Origin of the sequence: Neorhizobium alkalisoli, assembly GCF_002968635.1 — a bacterium.
Lineage (GTDB): Bacteria > Pseudomonadota > Alphaproteobacteria > Rhizobiales > Rhizobiaceae > Neorhizobium > Neorhizobium alkalisoli.
In genome coordinates this window covers 81281-98517 of the sequence record NZ_PVBN01000006.1, presented here as the reverse complement: position 1 = coordinate 98517, position 17237 = coordinate 81281, and the positions used below count along the sequence as shown (strand labels likewise).

Sequence of the window (17237 nt, the reverse complement as noted above, 5' to 3'; positions counted from 1 at the left end):
GATCTGCGAGGGTCCCATCAGACAAACGAAAAAAGACGCGGCAGTCACGGGCTGCCGCGCCTTTTTTTAGGCCCGCCGCCTCGTTATGCGGTCAGACCCCGATAAATAGCGGGCAAGGCGGCCGGGAGCTTGGCGATGTCTCCGACCAGGGCGTATCCGTTTCGACCGAACATGGCCGGGAGGTAGGATTTCGCTTCCTTGTCCACCGTTACCGCAAACACATTGACCCCCAGACGGCGTGCTTCCTGAACAGCCTTCCGGCTGTCTTCGAGCGCAAACCGGCCCTCGTAGTGGTCGATGTCGTTTGGCTTGCCGTCGGTCAGCACGAGCAGCAAGCGGGTCCGATTGGGACGTTTCGTCAACTGGGAGGTGGTGTGCCTCAGAGCCGCGCCGAGGCGGGTGTAGTAACCGGGTTTGAGGGCGGCAATCCGGTCTTCGACAAGAGGCGATGTCCGCTCATCGAAACCCTTGACGGTTTCCATCCTGACCCAGGAACGTCGCCGCGACGTGAATGTCACTATGGAGTGATCCGTGCCGCAGGCCGACAGTCCCTGGGAAAGAACCAGCAGTGCATCCTTTTCAACGTCGAGCACCCGCCGGTTGTCGATCCATGCGTCGGTGGACAGAGAGACGTCCACGAGGATGCTGACGGCGAGATCAGGCGTGCGCGGCTGCGTGGTGAGATGGATCCGATCCGTCCCCTGACCGCCGGCCACAAGATCGGTCCTGCAGCGGACGACTGCATCGAGGTCGAGTTCGACGCCATCGAGCTGCGCCTTGAGCATCTCGTGACCTGGCCGAAGCAGTTCGAACTGCTTGCGTACCTTTCTGATCAGCGCCTTTGTTTCTTGACTGATTTCCGAATGCTCGCCCGTTGCCGAGGCGGGAACGGCGAGGACGCGGCAGTGGTCCCTCAGGTATGCAGCCTTTCGATAATCCCATTCCGGATAGCTCAATTCGGAGGCAATTTCCGCAAGGTCGACCATTTCCGGCGGAAGATCCAGATCGAAGCGGAAGCGGGAGGAGGGGCGCTCCCGACGCCGTCCGAGGATCATTTCGTCAAGGTCTTCGGCTGCCTTGCCATTCTCCTCGGGCGAATCGTCGGTCGGACGGTCGACATTGACCATTTCGGCCATAGACAGGATCTTTTCGAAACGGTTCAGGATGAACGGACTTCTTTCGGACCGTTTGCCGTCCTCGCGCTCGCGTTCGGCGGCAAAGCGCTTCTTTCCGCCGCCATCTTGCGGATCATCGACGGGCAGATCGGAATCCGGGGCGCTGGAACGACTTTCCTCTTGAGGAAAGAATTCCGGCCAGAGCGGAACGTCCATCATTGGCTGGTAGCCGGACGGCGCATGGCGCGGGAAGATCGCCTTCGGCGTGTCGTCCGGAAAACCCGCCCCGCTGCGGAGCAAGCTGACGATCCTGCTTTCCAGAAGCCGTTCGACTGCGGGAAGCGATCCGCGCCGACGTTCTGCAAGCGTTGCCTCGCACAGCTTGCGATAGACCGGCCGGAGGCCTGGGAATGCCGCAAGCGTCCTGTCCACGTTGGCGGATGACAGATGCAACCTCTCCAGATCCCTGACGAGAGGATCGCCGGAAGTGGGAAGGGTTTCGGGCAGCGTGGCGATAGACGCCGTGAGCCAGATGAACAGTTCCCGGTTCAGACCGCGGTCCGGAAAGAGATCAATCGTCTCCGGCAGCATCGCTCGCGCGAAATCCCTGCCGGAGCGGGCGATCCGTTCTTCGCCGAGGCCGACCAACTGGCGAAGCTTCAGGCGATGCTTGGACGTGCGCTGATGGGCTGCGACGAGCTGGACGGCGTGGTCGCCGCCAAAGCCGCGAAAGCAGGAGGCGAGGATCGTCTTGACCTCGTCCAGAGGGACCGCGTGTTCGGGATAGCGCGGCATGCTCCGTGTCCGGCCGACCAGCCGATGCCAGGCCTTGCCGACAGTTTCTTCCAGCTCGAGGAAGTCCAGCATGGCGATATCCTTTAAGCGACGACGGCTTTCGCCAGTTCGAATAGCGCGGCGCGGACATCCGCATCGTCGGTCAGCGGTTCGATCAAGGCGGCCCGGATCGCGTCACGCGGCGACAGACCGCTTTCGATCAGAGAGGCGCAATAGACCAGCAGACGGGTGGAGACTCCTTCCTCGAGATCGTGCCCCTTGAGGGCGCGCAGGCGATGGGCGAGTGCCACCAGCGGGGCGACCCGACGCTCTTCGAGGCCGCTTTCGGCAGCAACGATCGCAATCTCCTGATCCTTTGGCAGGAAGTCGAACTCGATTGCGACGAAACGCTGTTTGGTCGAGGGTTTCAAAGTCTTGAGGATGTTCTGGTAGCCGGGGTTGTAGGAGACGACCAGCATGAACTCAGGCGGGGCTTCCAACACTTCGGCGGTTCTTTCGAGCGGCAGAATGCGCCGATCGTCCGTCAGCGGATGGATCACGACGGCGACGTCCTTGCGGGCTTCCACGATCTCGTCGAGATAGCAGATGCCGCCTTCGCGGACCGCTCGGGTCAGGGGCCCGTCAACCCAGATCGTGTCGCCACCCTTGAGGAGGAAGCGGCCGGTAAGGTCGGCGGCCGCCAGGTCGTCATGGCAGGAGACGGTCGAAAGCGGCAGGCCAAGACGCTTTGCCATATGGCTGACGAAGCGGGTCTTGCCGCAGCCGGTCGGACCTTTCAGAAGCAACGGGAGCTGCCGCCTCCAGGCCGTTTCGAACAGTTCGCATTCGTTACCGGCAGGGACATAAAGAGGCGTCGCCTCGGCAGTTGCGGTCTTGATCTGGGGGATCGCGTTCATCGGAGTGTCCTTGATCTTTTAGGGGGATGAGCGGCTCCACCACGAGGATGGAGCCGCATCGCATCATTCGGCAGGCTGGATGGCTGCACGACCGGCAGGCTGGCGTTCCCGACCAGGAACGAAGAGCGCCCACAGGAACATCAGCGCGGAGAGGAGCACGAAGACCCCCGAACCCAGGCGGATCCAGTAGAACATCGCCAACTGGTCCTGCACGTCCATGTAGCCTTCGCCGAGAACGCGCTGCAGATGAACCTGGAGGACGCCCGCAAAGGTCAGCGCGAAGGTCATCACCGACATCGCCGTGCACATGATCCAGAAGCTGACCATGGAAAGCATCTGGTTATAGGGCGCGCGGCCGCGGATTTCCGGTACGGCATAGGCCATGACGGCGAGGTTCAGCATCACATAGGCGCCGAAGAAGGCGAGATGACCGTGGGCTGCGGTGACCTGTGTTCCGTGCGTGTAGTAGTTGACGGAGGAGAGCGTATGCAGAAAACCCCAGACGCCGGCGCCGAAGAAGGCCATGACGGAGCAACCGATCGACCACAGGAGGGCTGCGCGGTTCGGATGCTTGCGGCCGGCCTTCCAGGTCATCACGAAGGTGAAGATGACCATGGTGAAGAAGGGGGCGACTTCCAGCGTCGAGAAGAGCGAACCGATCCACTGCCAGTAACCCGGAGCGCCGATCCAGTAGAAGTGGTGGCCGGTGCCGAGAATGCCCGAGAACAGGGCAAGACCGACGATGACATAGAGCCACTTCTCGACCACTTCGCGGTCGATGCCGTTCAGCTTGATCATCAGGAAGGCCAGAACGGAGGCCATGATGAGTTCCCAGACGCCTTCCACCCACAGATGGACGACATACCACCAGTACATCTTGTCGAGTGCGAGGTTGGCCGGGTTATAGAAGGCGAACAGGAAGAAGATCGCCACACCCCACAGGCCGAAGATCAGGATGTTCGTGACGACCGTCTTGCGACCTTTCAATACTGTCATGGTGATATTGAACAGGAACATCAGGCAGACAACGACGATGCCCACCTTGATGATGAAGGGCTGTTCCAGGAACTCGCGGCCCTCGTGGATCTTGAAAAGATATCCGACGACAGCGACCGCCGCCGCTCCCAGGAAGATCCAGAACTGCGCGATGGCGAGTTTCGGGCTGAAGAGTTCCGTCTCCGCCTCTTCCGGGAGGAGATAATAGGTGGCGCCCATGAAACCGATAAGCAGCCAGACGATCAGCGCATTGGTGTGCACCATGCGAACGATGTTGAAGGGAAGAAGTTCGGAGAGCGTGTTCGGCAGGACGTAGATGGTGCCTGCAAGCACGCCGAACAGGACCTGGGCGACGAAGAGGCCGAGCGCGCCGTAGAAATACAGCATCGCGACCTTCTGGGTTTGATATTTCATGATGATTTCCTTCCCCTGAGATCAACCGGCGTCGTTCGGCGGCCAGTTCTGGGTCTTGATCTTGCTGGTCCACTCCAGGAAATCCGCGAGATCGTCGAGTTCCTGTTCGGTCAGATTGAATTGCGGCATCTGCCGTCTGCCTTCGATCCCGGTCGGCTGGGCAGCCATCCAGGCCTTCAGCGTGGAGCGGGCGGTGTCCGGGTCGGTATCTCCACCCCAGCGCTTCCACACGTTGCCGAGTTCCGGCGCGAAATAGGCGCCTTCACCGAGAAGCGTGTGGCAGTTGATACAGGAGTTCTTCTCCCAGACGTGTTTGCCGCGCGCGACCGCGTCGGTCAGCGTGGTCTCGTCTGTGGAGGAGGTGCGCATGTAGTAGTGGCTGTGGGCGGTTAGCCCCAGGAAGATTGCAAAGAAGAACGCGGAGCCGCCATAAAAGACGTTGCGTGCCCCGGTCTTTGTGAGGCGTTCTGACATCCTCATGTCCCCTATGTACGGAAGCCTTTCGGCAAGTGCAGGGGGCTGCGTCGGCAATTGCGGACGTGGACCCCGTACAGCTTCTATGAGGGGATTCCGGGATGGGTTCTTTGCGTTTTACCAAATAAAAGATACTCCCGCCGGGCTTGGCCTGCGGCGGGAGGTATGGAAACTCGTCGGTTCAGTCGGCTGCATGGCCGGTCGGCGCATGAGGATGCTCGGGATCAGGCGTGTGCGTGACTCGTTCCACGGTAGAGCCGACTATCCCCTCGCTTCCGTAGATGGCGACATGCAGCCCCCAATAGGACGAAACGAATAGGATCATGGCGGCGGCAAGACCAACAGGTACCCCCGCGAGCAACTTCTTCAGTCGAGGCATAAAGAAAACGTCGCGTGTGTGATCGGCAGCAATTGCCACGATCACGGCCATGATGAGGGCGTGGCCGATCAGGTCGATACGGCCGAAGGGATAGACCGCGGCGTTGAAGATCACGAAGAGCGCGATTGCCGAGAGCCGGCGGATGAGCGGCGTCCATAGAAGACCGAAACCCATCGTAAACTCGGCGACGCCGGCCATCGGAATGAAAACGTCACGCGGCAGACCAAAAGTCAGAAAGGGCTTTTCTTCGACCAGCGGATAGAACCAGTCCGGATAAGCGAATTTCTCCAGGCTCGACCACATCAAGGCGATGGCGACGCCCCAGCGCAGAGCCTGAAACCGGTGTTTGCGCAGTTCGGGGTTGGGCGAGGCCTCCAGAACGAGATAGGCCGCCACGCCAACGCCCAATGCCAGATAGTCGAGAAGATGGAAGATGTCATAATCGCGAAGGGCGAGCAGCCAGAGGCTGATGATGCCCGCGGCGGCGAGTGGCTGGGTTCGTCTCGAAAAGATCAGCATGGCGATCAGCAACTGACCCCAGGAGACGAGTTCCGATGGCGTCTTCAAATCAGGCGTGAGGTAAACGCCGCCGACGGCGAAGATCGCGATGAAAAACGCTCCGATGACGACCCTTACAAAGTCGTCCAGGCGCCGCCAGAGAGGGTCTGAAATCCGGTCCATGCCTGCCAGGATCATCTCTCCCGCAGAGGATTTCTCAATCATCCGAGTGGCGAGGAAGAAGACCAGCACAAGTGCGATACCCAGCCAGAACCAGGTATTGGAGAGGGTCACGCCAATCGCCTGAGGCGGGGCGCCGACAATGTAGGGTGCGAACCATTTGACATGAGCGGACGCTGGCTCGGCCGCCAGCAGAAGCGTGAACGCGGTTGTGAGCCATCCGGCCCGGCGAGCGGAATGCATCGTCTTGTCCTTTTACGATTGCCATACGCAGTCAGGATCAGATTGCCCGGTCTTGCTTGCGCTGCATTTGACAATAGCCAGGAACGGCAATCGTTAGTTGACGTATGTCAACTTCAGGCGAAAAAGTGCAGCAGTGCCATCTACCGCTCCCGCATCACTGCCAAACGGCAGGAGCAAGAGCTTTCGCCAGCCCCGCGACGGCAAAGAAGGCCGGCCACATCACCAGCGCCCGAGCGAGATTAGGCCGGGTGCCGCGCAGGCTCATGAAATCGAGGACGATGAGGCGCACCTTGGCGATAGTGAAGGCCAGAATGACTGCGAGCGCCACGACCGGGATGGCCTGATCTTTCCATTGCGCTGCGATCAACGCAGCGACGATACCCAGCATTATGACCCAGTTGGCGCTGCTGAAGAGTTTCGAGCCGTTCATTGCGGTGCTCCTAGGTCAGGTAGATCACGGGGAACATCACCAGCCAGACGATATCGATGACGTGCCAGACGGTTGTCAGGATGATGATCGTTGAACGCTCGAGCCGGATCGACGCGAACACGAAAAGGAGACCTACGAAGGCGACATGGGCGAGGTGGAAGCCGGTGACGAGAAAGTAGAGCTCAAAGAAGGTCTGCAGGTTCGGATCGCCGGTGGCGCTCCACTCGGAGCCGTACTCGACGAATTTGAGCGCGACGAAGACAAAGCCCAGTGTCGCAGCAAGGAGCAGGAACAGGCGCTGCAGCTGCGGCTTGTCCTGATAACGGACCGCCAGTGCCGCCTGCCAGCTGCTTGTCAGAAGGACGATGGTATTGAAGCCGGCCAGACGTGGCGCAAGATGCAGCTTGGCGAGCGCGAAACTTTCCGGATGCAATACCGACATCACGAGATAGCCAAGCAGCAGGATTCCGAAAGCTGCCAGTTCGCCCCATACCAGCACCCAAAGAAGAAGGTCGCCACCTTCATCCGACTCCTCGGTCGTCGAAATCGCCGCCATTCACCTGCCTCCGCTGTTCGCCGGACTGGAAAATGAAGGCAACTCAGCCGCCGCTCTTTGTCTTTTCGCAAAGAAATCGGAGGTCGGCCGGTTAGAATGCGGGCAAAATTAGGGATCTGTCATGTCTGACGCACAGCTCGGCCTTCTGATGGCCGCTCCGATCATCATCATATTCGCCATCGCCTTGAAGCGAATGGGCGTTCTGCAGGGCTATAGTTCGTTCGCCGCCGTCGTGTTCTCCGTGGCCATAGCGGGCGTTCTCTTCTGGCAGCAGTAGAGGCGAATTCCTGCTGGATTTCGCGACCTTCATTGCGCTGCATTCGACGGTGCCGCGTATCCGCGGCACGCTTGTCGATCACATGCGCTTTGCCTTCCTGCCAAGCAGCCAGAGAAGATACGGCCCACCGATCAGCGAGGCCAAGAGACCAGCGGGGATCTGATAGGGAAAGATCACTACGCGGGACAGCCAGTCGGCGAGCATGAGAACGCTGGCACCGATCAAGATCGACGCGGCGATCTGCTGGCGCGGCGTCTGAAGGCCGATCAGCCGGGCGAGATGCGGCGCGACAAGTCCGACAAGGCTTAAGGGGCCTACCAGGAACGAGGAGATCGCCGTCATCAGCGCCGCCAGGACGGCAAGCAGGAGACGGGAGGGCATGATGCGCAGACCGACGCTGCGCGACAGGCTTGTGCCGAGCGGCAGGATCGAAAGCCAGCGTGTCGTCAGGAAGAGGGGGGCGGTCAGCAGGGCAAAGGAAGCAATCGCCATCCATGCCTCGAAGGCGCCGGCGCGGTTGGTGGATCCGGAAATCCAGGTCAGCAGGATGTAGCTGCGCATGTCGCCCTGGGCCAGCGCCATGCCGATGATTGCCATGGACAGGGCGCCGATCGCGATACCGGCGAGCAGCAATCGTTCAGCCGAGAGGCCGGAGCGTGCGGTGACAGTGAGCATCACGAGGAATGCCACGAGCGCGCCTAGCGCCATGCTGGTCAGCATCACGACGGACGACGGAAAGCCAAAAACGAAGAGTGCAACCGTCAGGCCGGCGCCCGCGCCCGTCGATACGCCCAGCACTTCCGGGCTTGCCATCGGGTTGCCCGTTACCCGCTGCATGATAAGGCCGGCAACCCCGAGCAGGGCGCCGGCACAGCCTGCCGCGACTATGCGAGGCAGGCGGAATGGCAGAAGCTCGGAAAACAGTGGGCCGGTCGCAAAATGCCAACCGTCCGGCGTCGGGCCGAAGGCCAGAGCGGCAGCGAAAATCGCGATCAGCAGAATGGCGAGAGTAGCCAGAGCGGCTGCCGGCTTTCGCAGCGGTCGGAGCATGGTATCGGAGCTTGCCGTGACGGCAGAGAAGCCGTGAAGGCGAGGCAGCATGATCAACAGCAGAGGCCCACCAAGTAGCGCCGTGAAAGCGCCGGTCGGGGCAAGATCGGTAAAACCCGGCCCAAGCAGTTGCGTCAGGCAATCCGCGAGGAACAGCACCGCTGCGCCGGTCAGAGGTGCGGCGATCATGATCCGGCCGGTCGTGCGCGCGCCGCACAGCCTGGCGATCGTCGGTGCGGCAAGCCCGAGGAAACCGATGATCCCGACCATTGCCGTGACGGAGGCCGAAAGCCAGACAGCGAGGATGAGGATCGCGAACCGGGCGGCATGCAGTGTAACCCCCAAGCTCCGGGCGCTGGAATCATCGAGGGTGAGGACATTGAGCGGCCGCAGCAGGAGAAAGGCAGCAATTATGCCGGCGACAAGTCGGGGCGCGAGCGAAGCGACGCCGCTCCAGTCGCCCTGATTAAGGACGCCGGCACCCCATATATGGATCGACAGGGCATATTCGCCACGGGCAAGCACCAGAGCAACGCTCAGCGATGCCGCAATCATGCTGACGATCATGCCGGAGATGGCCACGGTGACAGGATCCAGTCCGCGCCGCCAACTGAGAGCAAGCACGGTTGCAACCGTTGCGAGCCCGCCCGTGAACGCCAGCAGCTCCCGCGAAAGAACGGTCAGGAGCGGCGAGAAGCTCAAGCCGAGCGTGAGCGCCAGTTCGGCTCCCGAAGCGATCCCCAAGGTCGACGCGTCGGCAATCGGGTTTCGCAGGACGCGTTGGAGCAAAGCGCCGGCAAGGCCGAGGGCCGCGCCGGAGAACAGCGCAATCGCGGCCCGCGGCAGCAGGCTTTGCCATAAAAGGATCTCGTCGAGAGCCGCCCCGCCGCCGGGGACCAGCGGACGGAGCAACACCAACAGGACGAAGCCGGCGATGCAGGCAATTCCAAGGCCGGCAGCTACAACCAGCGGCATTGCCTGAGCCCTGACGGGTGGTGCCAGGTCAGCCATTGCGGACATCCGAAAATCCCTCCGCCAGGAAATCGGCAAAGCGGCTTGCGGACGGCAGCGCCCCGTAGGGGTTGATGGAGCCGATCCTCAGGACACGTTTCTCGCGCACCGCCGGCAAGGCGTTCCAAAAGGTGCTTAGCGTCAACGACCGGAAGGCGTCTTCCGGATGAGGCGGGATGAAGATGATCCAGGCGTCCGGCATGGATGCCAGAGTTTCAATACCGACCGGCGCGGCAGCGGAATAGCTGGTTGCGCCTGTCCAGGCATTGTCGAGGCCGACGCGTTTCAAAACTTCGCCGAACATGCTGTCGGAGCCGAATACGCGGAAGTGCCGGGCATCCCCGAGATTGATCGGCAGCACAGGCCGGCCATCGCCGCGCGCAAAGAGTGGTCGGAGCCTGTCGAGTTTGGCTGCAAGATCTTCGACCATTTTTCTGGCCGTCGAAAGCTGAAGCCGCTCGCCGATGGCAAGTGTCGCCCGCTCGGCAAGGGAGTAGGGGCTCTCTCCGGGACTGTAGATCGCATGGCTTTCGACCGGGGCAATGCGGCTCATCAGGGGATCGGCCCAGGCGTAGAAATTCGAGTTGAAGATCAGATCCGGGCGGGCAAACCGCAGCACCTCGAAGTTCGGCGAGCCGCGCAGGCCGAGGTCAGTCACATGTTCCGGAACTTCGGGCGTGACCGCGATCTGCCGAAACTGTCGAAGCTCGGTTGCAGCCACGACATCAGCTCCGATTGCGAGTAGGGTTTCGAGAAGCGCCCAATCAAGCGTGGCAACGCGTTTTCCGCTGGTCTCCGCGCGAAGGACGGCGGGTGCGGCGAGAAACGCCGCAGTCGTGCAGGAAAGCAAGTTTCTACGCGTGAATTGCGGCACTCTCGATGTATCTCCAATGACAAAGGAAGGCCCAAAACGGGCCCTCCTGCTAACTCGTCCCGATCCGCTCGGCTACCAGACCTTGCTCAGCTTGAACGTGATGGTCCGGGCATCGCCATAGCCGCAGGTGAATTCGCCGCCGCAACCCTTGACGTATTCCTTGTCGAAGACGTTGGCGACGTTGATCGAGCCTTCCCATCCGTCCTTCTTGTAGCGGATAGCCGCATCGACCACCGCCGCGTCAGGAACTTTCAGCGTGTTCAGGCGATCCGCCCAGCTTTCACCCTGATAACGAACACCGCCGCCAAGGCTCAAGCCTTCAAGCGCACCTTCGGTAACCGTGTAGTCGAGCCAGAGAGAAGCGGTCATGTCCGGTACGAGATAAGGCTTCTTGCCGATATAGGCTGCAACGATGTCGTCCTTGACCTCGAGGTCCGTATAGGAGAACGAGCCGAGAAGTTTCCAGTTGTCGTTGAGGTTGATCTTACCCTCAAGCTCGATCCCGCGGGATTCCACCTCGCCGATCTGGCTGGACAGGAATAGCGGAGCGCCGCTGCTGACGACGACGTTTCTCTTCGTCAAATGGAAAAGCGAAGCGGTAAACGTTCCATCGATAAAGGTTGGATCGTATTTCAGACCGATTTCGTACTGCTCACCTTCTTCCGGTGCATTGTTGGGCGTCGCGCTGACCGCGACCGTCGGATTGAAGAAGGTGCCGACACTGGCATAGGGGGTCAGACCGTTGTCGAATTCATACGCAAGACCAGCACGGCCGCTCCAGGCCGATTTGGTGAATTCGTAGTCAGGCGAAGTCCCGAAGGCAGTCTCGCGATTGTCTGTATCCGTATGAACGTAGTCGTAGCGTCCGTTCAAGGTAACAAGCCACCCATTGCCGAAGCGCAACTGATCCTGGGCGTAGATGCCGAGCTGGTTCTGCGTAATCAGCTGGTTGCTATAGACGGCATTCGGACCTTGCGGCGTACCGTAGATCGGATCAGTCGCGCTGATCGGGGTCGATGGAGACGAGGCCTGCTTGTTGTCCAGCTGGTAGTATCTGTAGTCCAAACCGAACATGAAGTTGTGGCTGATCGGCCCGGTGTCTGCTTCGCCTTCCAGACGGTTGTCGGCGGCAAACGAATGGGCCTTCGAGGTGTGCTCGAAGCCAAGACGGTTCAGCACGCTGCCATCCGATCCCGGAACATAGGGGTTGCCGGTATCATATCCGTAGAGATATGGGCCTTGTTCGTGCTTCCAAAGGTGACCGTAGCGGGCATTGGAGACGAACTTCAGGCTATTGTCGAATTCGTGCTCGAACTCGTAGCCCAGCATCTGCTGGGTATATTTGCCCTCATCGATATCGGGTTCGCCATAAAAGGCATCGCGATCGATCTTGCCGAAGGCCGCGTCCTTTACTGTACCGTAATAAGGAAAGAAGCCGTTCCCGGTATGAACCTGGTCGAGGCCGGAAAGCGAGCCCCAGACGGTCAGCTTCGTTGCTTCATCCGGCGAAACGGTGAGCTGCGGCATGATGAAGCCGCGCAGGTCGTGGGAGAAATCCGAATAGTTGTCACCGCCGGATACCTTGCCGGTCAGCCGGTAGGTCATCGTGTCACTGCTGCCGACCTTATCGGAAATGTCGAAGCCGCCGAAGGCATTGCCGGTACTGTTGATCCCCGTCTCGGTGTAATAATAAGGCTCGTCGGTCGGGCGCTTGCGGACATAGTTGAGGATGCCACCGGCATTGCCGCCGCCGTAGAGCACCGAAGCAGGCCCTTTCAGGACGTCAACCCGCTCCAGCATGAACGGATCGATCTGGAAGCCGCCAAAGCCGTACGAGAAGAGGTTGAGGCCGTCTAAGAAGACGCCGGTCTGCGTCGCATCGAAGCCGCGAATATAGACCCAATCCGTATCCGGGTCGACGCCGAAAGGCTCGGCGGTCACGCCCGGCGTGTAGCGCAGAGCCTCATCGATCTTGTTGACGACGCCGCGATCGTCCATTTCCTCTTTGCCGACGACCGAAACGGCCTGCGGGATTTCGTTCAACGGCGTGTCGGATTTGGAGCCGGTGGCCGATTTCTTCGCGACATAACCCTTGACCGGACCGGTCGCACTTTCCGCCGCACCTTCGCCCTGAAGAACGATCGGCGCCAGTGTCGTATCGGCGTTCTGTGCCTGCGCCGACCAGCCGGCGCAGACGCCGATCAAAGCGACGCTTGCCCGCAAGCCAAAGCTCATCCCGAAAAGCCTCTTTTTCTTACCCATTTTCTCGACCCCACTCACGATTTCCTATTGGCCGCCCCCGAATGCGGCACTGCAATAACGTGAGTAATTAACTCAATTTTATTTTTTGGGCTTGGTTCGGTCTGCAGGAATTGAACGATTTTGGGCAAATTTCGAAGGCGCGAGCAGATCTTTGCAAGAAATTACGCCTGCCGAGCTTTCTTCCAGCGCGCCGGCGTGGCGCCGACGTGCTTGCGAAAAGCGCGCGTGAAATGCGCTTGATCGGAGAAACCGGCCTCGACGGCAACGGAGGTCAGGGGCTGATCGTCGGCCAGGAGCAGTTCTTTGGCGCGGTCGAGGCGGACGCTCATCTGCCATTCGTGGGGCGCCATACCGGTGGAAGCCTTGAAGGAATGGCTGAAATGCGATTGCGACAGGCCGGTCAGATCCGCCAGTTCCTGCAGGCGAATATTGCGCATGGAATTGGCGGTGATGAAATCGGTGGCGCGCCGCAGTTGCCAGGACGCAAGCGAGCCGCGTTTGCGGGGCGGAGTCTTCATCATCTTCAGAACATCGATGACCAGCGCCAGCGCCAGCCCGTCGCCGTAGAGGTCGTGCAGGGGGACCGGGTTGACGATCTCCGCCGCTATGAGCTCGGCGAGCGCCATGACCCTCTGGTCGAAGAAGAGCAACTGCGGATTCTTGAGTTTCTTTGGATCGATATCCTCCATCAGCCGCTTGCTGACCACATCCGCATCGAAATGGATATCGAGGTGGCGGACATACTGGACTTCGGTAATATCCACCCACAGATCCATGTCGGCAGGAATATAGGAGATCGGGCTCTCGCGTCTGTCCTGCGGTGATCCTGACGCCTTGGGGGAAAGCTTGACGCTCGGCCGGCCCCGGCCACGATGATCGAGCAGGATGAACAGCCGGGGATCGCGCGCGACATAGTAGCCGCCTGCGTAAGATGCACATTCCACATCCCAGAGGTCGGCGGTTATGCCGTTCCAATTGCGGCGACGAAGCCCGCCAAGAACAGAAAAACCTTCGATCCTGTTCTGCATTCGTGGCTGGAATGTCATCTGGATATCCCAAGCGATAAAAACATGTATGGATTTATCAAGTTTTTAAGGGGCCATCAATCGGTATGATATGGGCTGGCCGACAATCCGGCCGCTTGCGCTGCGTGCAGCCGGGTGTAGGGGCCGCGTTGCGCGATCAGATCCTGGTGTGTTCCCTGTTCCACGATGCCATTGCCGTCGATCACGACGATCCGGTCGGCACCCTGGATGGTCGCGAGCCGGTGCGCGATGATCAGCGTCGTCCGGCCTGTCGACAGCTCGGCGAGAGAACGCTGAATGGCGCGTTCGGTCTCGGTGTCGAGCGCCGAGGTTGCTTCGTCGAGAATCAGGATCGGCGGGTTCTTGAGGAACATTCGGGCGATCGCTACCCGCTGCTTCTGGCCCCCCGAGAGCTTGACGCCGCGCTCGCCGATCACCGTATCAAGGCCATCCGGCAGGCCTGCGAGCATCTCTTCGAGCCGCGCCTTGCGAGCCGCCTCGAGGATCTCCTTTTCACTCGCGCCCAGCCTGCCATAGGCGATGTTTTCGCGGATCGTGCCGCCGAACAGGAAAACGTCCTGCTGTACGATGCCGATCTGCTGACGCAGCGACACCATGGTCATCTTGCGGATATCGATGCCGTCGACGGTGATGCGGCCCGCGGCGACCTCGTAGAAGCGCGGCAGCAGCGAACAGACGGTCGTCTTGCCGGCACCGGATGGACCTACGAAGGCAATCGTCTCGCCTGCCCGGATCGTCAGGTTTACCTCTTCGAGCACGGGCTTTTCCGCGCTATAGCCGAACGAGACGCCCTCATAGGCGATCTCGCCCCTCAGATGGTTGACCTCGATAGCATCCGGGGCATCGGCAATATCCGGTTCCGTGTCGATGAGTTCGGTGAAGCGGCGAAATCCGGCGATGCCCTTCGGGTAGGTCTCGATCACGGAATTGATCTTCTCCACCGGACGGAAGAACACGCCGACCAGCAGGAGAAAGCCGATGAACCCACCGGCGGTCAGTTCGCCCGACAGCACGAAATAGGCTCCGGCGACCATGACCACCATCTGGGTCAGCCGCATGCTCATATAGCTCAGCGAGCTGCTGGCCGCCATCAGCCGGTAGGCTTCGAGCTTCACGCGGCGGTAGTTCTGGTTGTCCTGTTCAAAGAGCGTGCGCTCGTAGTGTTCGTTGGCGAAGGCCTGCACGACGCGGATGCCGCCGACATTCTCCTCGATGCGCGTGTTGAAGTCTCCGACCCGATCAAAGAGCCGGCGGAAGTTATTGGTCATCCGGCTGCCGTAGTGGCTGGTAACCCAGGCCGTCAGCGGCACGATGATCGCCGTCATCACTGCAAGCTGCCCGTTTACCGAGAACATCAGGACCAGCGCGCCGGCAAAGGTCATCAGTGCAATGAAGAGGTCTTCCGGCCCGTGATGGGCAACTTCGCCGATCTCCTCCAGATCCTTGGTGAGCCGGCCGACGATATGGCCTGTTTTCTGGTTATCGAAATAGCTGAAGGACAGTTTCTGAAGGTGATTGAAGGCGGCCCGCCGCATGTCCGTTTCGATGTTGATGCCGAGCATGTGTCCCCAGTAGGTGATGACCGCCATCAGGCCCGTATTGACGGCATAAACGACGAGCAAGGCCGCGGAAGCCAACAGGATCAGCAGCCATTCCTGGCTCAAAAGCAGCCGGTCGACGAACAACTTTACCGCCATCGGAAAGCCGAGTTCCAGGAGACCGGAGAGGATGGCGCAACCGAAATCAAGGATAAAAAGCCCGCGATAGGGCCGATAGTATGAAAAGAAACGGCGTACCATTTTTAAACTCTCGAAATGGCTCCAGGTCCGGCAGCAGGTTGACCGGGGAGGGAAAATTCGCGAAACATGAGTTCGTTTCTCATATTCGAAGACAAGCCCGGACGGATAGTGCCTTATGACGCTCAATGCAAAGCAACCAGAGCTCGCGGATGGAAAATCTCCGCTCCTGTCGCTCAAAAACGTCAGTTTTGCCGTGCAGGGCCGCGTCCTTCTGCATCCGCTGACGATCGATCTTGCCGCCGGCAGATCCATTGCTCTGATTGGCCACAACGGTTCCGGCAAGTCGACTCTCCTGAAGCTGATCGGCAGGCAGCAGGCATCGAGCGGCGGCACCATCCAATTCGAGGGAAAACCCCTGGAAAGCTGGGGTTCGCGGGCCTTCGCGCGCCGGCTTGCCTACCTTCCGCAACGGACGCCGGCAGCCCCTGGCATGTTGGTCAAGGAGCTCGTGGCGCTTGGCCGTTATCCCTGGCACGGCGCACTGGGCCGGTTCAGTCCGACCGACCGCCAGAAGGTCGAGGAGGCGATAGAGCTTACGGGCATCGCCCCGTTTACGGAGCGGATGGTGGACAGCCTTTCAGGCGGCGAACGCCAGCGTGTCTGGCTTGCCATGCTGGTCGCGCAGGATGCGGCCTGTCTGCTGCTGGACGAACCTATTTCGGCCCTCGATATCGGTCATCAGCTCGACGTTCTTTCGCTGGCCCATGACCTGTGCCGCGACAAGGGGATCACGATCATCACCGTGTTGCACGACGTGAACATGGCGGCGCGGTTCTGCGACGAGATCGTCGCCCTGCATTCGGGCCGCCTGATCGCCCACGGCGCGCCGGAAGACGTCATGACGCCGGAGGAACTCGTCCGCATTTACGACGTGCGTATGGATATCCTGCGCCAGCCATCGAGCGGAAGGCTGGTGGCGTTGGCCCAATAGCCGGCTCCGTTCCAGAGCTTCTTCCTCACGACGGCCGGGTTCGACTTCGTCACGCGACCTCCTATATCGAGTGTCATCCAGATCTTGGATGGTAACAAGAACGGAGGAAGATATGACAATAACTTCGCAGGACGTCATCGCCGTGCTTGGGCCTGTTGACCGGGCGCTGATTGCCGAGATCATTGCAACCGGAGCCGAGGCGGAGGAGCTCGCCGAAGCATGGGCCTGGGTCAATAGCGACGAAGCGCTGATCGGCGAAGGCCGACGTCTTCCGAACGGAAAGGTTGCCGAACTCGTCGACCTTCTCTCAGAGGAAGAGGAGGACCGGGAGGAATAGACCTTGCCGCCGATCACGCATGCGGACCTGCCGCTTCCTCAGGCTTCGCGGGAGGCCGCCTTCGCCTTTTTCGACCGGCTCGAGCCGGTATTGCCGGAGAGGCTTGTCGGGCTGTGGCGCGGACATACGATTCCCACGCAGCACCGGCTGGATGGGGTTCTCGAAAACCTTGGGTGGTATGGAAAGCGGTTCAACGCGGACTTACGCGCTGACCCGTTGCTGTTCCAGATCGGTCGCCAGAGATTGGCGCCGCTCGATCCCGGGGGGCTTCCGCTGAGGCTCGTTCTTCAACTTGCTGCCCATTTCGGCCGCACCCGGATGGCCCGCAACGGGTTCACCCACCTGCAGAGAGCGCTGCGGGCGCGGGGGCCTGTCGCGTCTTTGAAGCCCCTGCATTACAGAGGCAAGACCAGTGCGGCAATGGTCTATGATCGACAGCCGATTGCAGATCATTTCCGCAGGATCGATGACCATCGACTGGTGGGGGTGATGGAAATCCAGGGCGGCGGCGGGGGCTATTTCTTTCTTCTCGTCCGCGATCCCGATTCAGTCCGTCCCGAGGGCTGATAAGACCTCCATGCGCAGGATTGGGGGCGTGTACGTCGGATGGATCTTCTGAATTTAAGATTAATAGTTAATTCAGGGCGATATTGTGGGTTTTAATACCTGTGCTA

At 60.4% G+C, this 17237-nt stretch carries 16 protein-coding genes; 4 read left to right on the top strand and 12 right to left on the bottom strand.

Going from position 1 to position 17237, the window contains the following annotated elements; genetic code table 11:
• Positions 1-83 precede the first annotated feature (83 nt).
• The 7 genes from C5L13_RS14720 to C5L13_RS14690 form a co-directional block, all read right to left on the bottom strand.
• The gene (locus C5L13_RS14720; RefSeq protein WP_105384044.1) at positions 84-1982 is read right to left on the bottom strand and encodes a nitric oxide reductase activation protein NorD; all 1899 of its coding nucleotides are present in this window, start codon (positions 1980-1982) and stop codon (positions 84-86) included.
• A gap of 11 nt (positions 1983-1993) precedes the next feature.
• Complete coding sequence (locus tag C5L13_RS14715) at positions 1994-2806, bottom strand: CbbQ/NirQ/NorQ/GpvN family protein (protein WP_105384043.1); 813 nt, start codon at positions 2804-2806, stop codon at positions 1994-1996.
• A gap of 63 nt (positions 2807-2869) precedes the next feature.
• Complete coding sequence (locus tag C5L13_RS14710) at positions 2870-4216, bottom strand: nitric-oxide reductase large subunit (RefSeq protein ID WP_105384042.1); 1347 nt, start codon at positions 4214-4216, stop codon at positions 2870-2872.
• Between the two features lie 21 nt (positions 4217-4237).
• A complete protein-coding gene (locus C5L13_RS14705; protein ID WP_105384041.1) occupies positions 4238-4690 on the bottom strand; it encodes a c-type cytochrome in 453 nt (150 codons plus the stop codon).
• Between the two features lie 181 nt (positions 4691-4871).
• Entirely contained in the window at positions 4872-5990 is a 1119-nt protein-coding gene (locus C5L13_RS14700; RefSeq protein ID WP_245571270.1) for a hypothetical protein, read from the bottom strand.
• Between the two features lie 154 nt (positions 5991-6144).
• On the bottom strand, positions 6145-6420 hold the full coding sequence (locus C5L13_RS14695) for a cytochrome C oxidase subunit IV family protein (protein ID WP_105384040.1): 276 nt from the start codon (positions 6418-6420) through the stop codon (positions 6145-6147).
• A 10-nt stretch (positions 6421-6430) separates the two neighbouring features.
• Positions 6431-6976 (bottom strand): cytochrome c oxidase subunit 3 family protein, encoded by a 546-nt coding sequence (locus C5L13_RS14690; RefSeq protein ID WP_105384039.1) that lies wholly within the window; start codon positions 6974-6976, stop codon positions 6431-6433.
• Between the two features lie 121 nt (positions 6977-7097).
• Between C5L13_RS14690 and C5L13_RS29015 the strand changes: the two genes are divergently transcribed.
• Positions 7098-7253, top strand: a complete 156-nt coding sequence (locus C5L13_RS29015; protein WP_170117276.1) for a hypothetical protein — start codon at positions 7098-7100, stop codon at positions 7251-7253.
• A 78-nt stretch (positions 7254-7331) separates the two neighbouring features.
• Here the strand turns inward: C5L13_RS29015 and fhuB are convergent, their stop codons facing one another.
• From fhuB to C5L13_RS14665, 5 genes are all read right to left on the bottom strand, one after another.
• Positions 7332-9314 (bottom strand): Fe(3+)-hydroxamate ABC transporter permease FhuB, encoded by a 1983-nt coding sequence (gene fhuB / locus C5L13_RS14685; protein ID WP_105384310.1) that lies wholly within the window; start codon positions 9312-9314, stop codon positions 7332-7334.
• On the bottom strand, positions 9307-10188 hold the full coding sequence (locus C5L13_RS14680) for an ABC transporter substrate-binding protein (protein WP_105384038.1): 882 nt from the start codon (positions 10186-10188) through the stop codon (positions 9307-9309). The genes fhuB and C5L13_RS14680 overlap by 8 nt, the downstream gene beginning before the upstream one ends.
• 72 nt (positions 10189-10260) lie before the next feature.
• Entirely contained in the window at positions 10261-12450 is a 2190-nt protein-coding gene (locus C5L13_RS14675; RefSeq protein ID WP_105384037.1) for a TonB-dependent siderophore receptor, read from the bottom strand.
• Between the two features lie 161 nt (positions 12451-12611).
• On the bottom strand, positions 12612-13496 hold the full coding sequence (locus tag C5L13_RS14670) for a helix-turn-helix domain-containing protein (RefSeq protein WP_105384036.1): 885 nt from the start codon (positions 13494-13496) through the stop codon (positions 12612-12614).
• A 56-nt stretch (positions 13497-13552) separates the two neighbouring features.
• Positions 13553-15295, bottom strand: a complete 1743-nt coding sequence (locus C5L13_RS14665) for an ABC transporter ATP-binding protein (protein ID WP_105384035.1) — start codon at positions 15293-15295, stop codon at positions 13553-13555.
• A 115-nt stretch (positions 15296-15410) separates the two neighbouring features.
• Here C5L13_RS14665 and C5L13_RS14660 point away from each other — a divergent pair, with 115 nt between their 5' ends.
• The 3 genes from C5L13_RS14660 to C5L13_RS14650 all read left to right on the top strand — a co-directional run bounded on the left by C5L13_RS14660 (position 15411) and on the right by C5L13_RS14650 (position 17130).
• Positions 15411-16226: an ATP-binding cassette domain-containing protein gene (locus tag C5L13_RS14660; RefSeq protein WP_105384034.1), complete on the top strand. Its 816-nt coding sequence runs from the start codon at positions 15411-15413 to the stop codon at positions 16224-16226.
• 112 nt (positions 16227-16338) lie between these two features.
• Entirely contained in the window at positions 16339-16563 is a 225-nt protein-coding gene (locus C5L13_RS14655; protein ID WP_105384033.1) for a hypothetical protein, read from the top strand.
• A 12-nt stretch (positions 16564-16575) separates the two neighbouring features.
• Positions 16576-17130 (top strand): DUF4334 domain-containing protein, encoded by a 555-nt coding sequence (locus C5L13_RS14650; protein WP_407070433.1) that lies wholly within the window; start codon positions 16576-16578, stop codon positions 17128-17130.
• The last annotated feature ends 107 nt before the right edge of the window (positions 17131-17237 follow it).

Excerpts from the sequence above, each read along its gene's own strand:
- C5L13_RS14720 (WP_105384044.1), bottom strand. The coding sequence starts at position 1,982 with ATGCTGGACTTCCTCGAGCTGGAAGAAACTGTCGGCAAGGCCTGGCAT.
- C5L13_RS14715 (WP_105384043.1), bottom strand. The coding sequence starts at position 2,806 with ATGAACGCGATCCCCCAGATCAAGACCGCAACTGCCGAGGCGACGCCT.
- C5L13_RS14710 (WP_105384042.1), bottom strand. The coding sequence starts at position 4,216 with ATGAAATATCAAACCCAGAAGGTCGCGATGCTGTATTTCTACGGCGCG.
- C5L13_RS14705 (WP_105384041.1), bottom strand. The coding sequence starts at position 4,690 with ATGTCAGAACGCCTCACAAAGACCGGGGCACGCAACGTCTTTTATGGC.
- C5L13_RS14700 (WP_245571270.1), bottom strand. The coding sequence starts at position 5,990 with ATGCATTCCGCTCGCCGGGCCGGATGGCTCACAACCGCGTTCACGCTT.
- C5L13_RS14695 (WP_105384040.1), bottom strand. The coding sequence starts at position 6,420 with ATGAACGGCTCGAAACTCTTCAGCAGCGCCAACTGGGTCATAATGCTG.
- C5L13_RS14690 (WP_105384039.1), bottom strand. The coding sequence starts at position 6,976 with ATGGCGGCGATTTCGACGACCGAGGAGTCGGATGAAGGTGGCGACCTT.
- C5L13_RS29015 (WP_170117276.1), top strand. The coding sequence starts at position 7,098 with ATGTCTGACGCACAGCTCGGCCTTCTGATGGCCGCTCCGATCATCATC.
- fhuB (WP_105384310.1), bottom strand. The coding sequence starts at position 9,314 with ATGGCTGACCTGGCACCACCCGTCAGGGCTCAGGCAATGCCGCTGGTT.
- C5L13_RS14675 (WP_105384037.1), bottom strand. The coding sequence starts at position 12,450 with ATGGGTAAGAAAAAGAGGCTTTTCGGGATGAGCTTTGGCTTGCGGGCA.
- C5L13_RS14670 (WP_105384036.1), bottom strand. The coding sequence starts at position 13,496 with ATGACATTCCAGCCACGAATGCAGAACAGGATCGAAGGTTTTTCTGTT.
- C5L13_RS14665 (WP_105384035.1), bottom strand. The coding sequence starts at position 15,295 with ATGGTACGCCGTTTCTTTTCATACTATCGGCCCTATCGCGGGCTTTTT.
- C5L13_RS14660 (WP_105384034.1), top strand. The coding sequence starts at position 15,411 with ATGACGCTCAATGCAAAGCAACCAGAGCTCGCGGATGGAAAATCTCCG.
- C5L13_RS14655 (WP_105384033.1), top strand. The coding sequence starts at position 16,339 with ATGACAATAACTTCGCAGGACGTCATCGCCGTGCTTGGGCCTGTTGAC.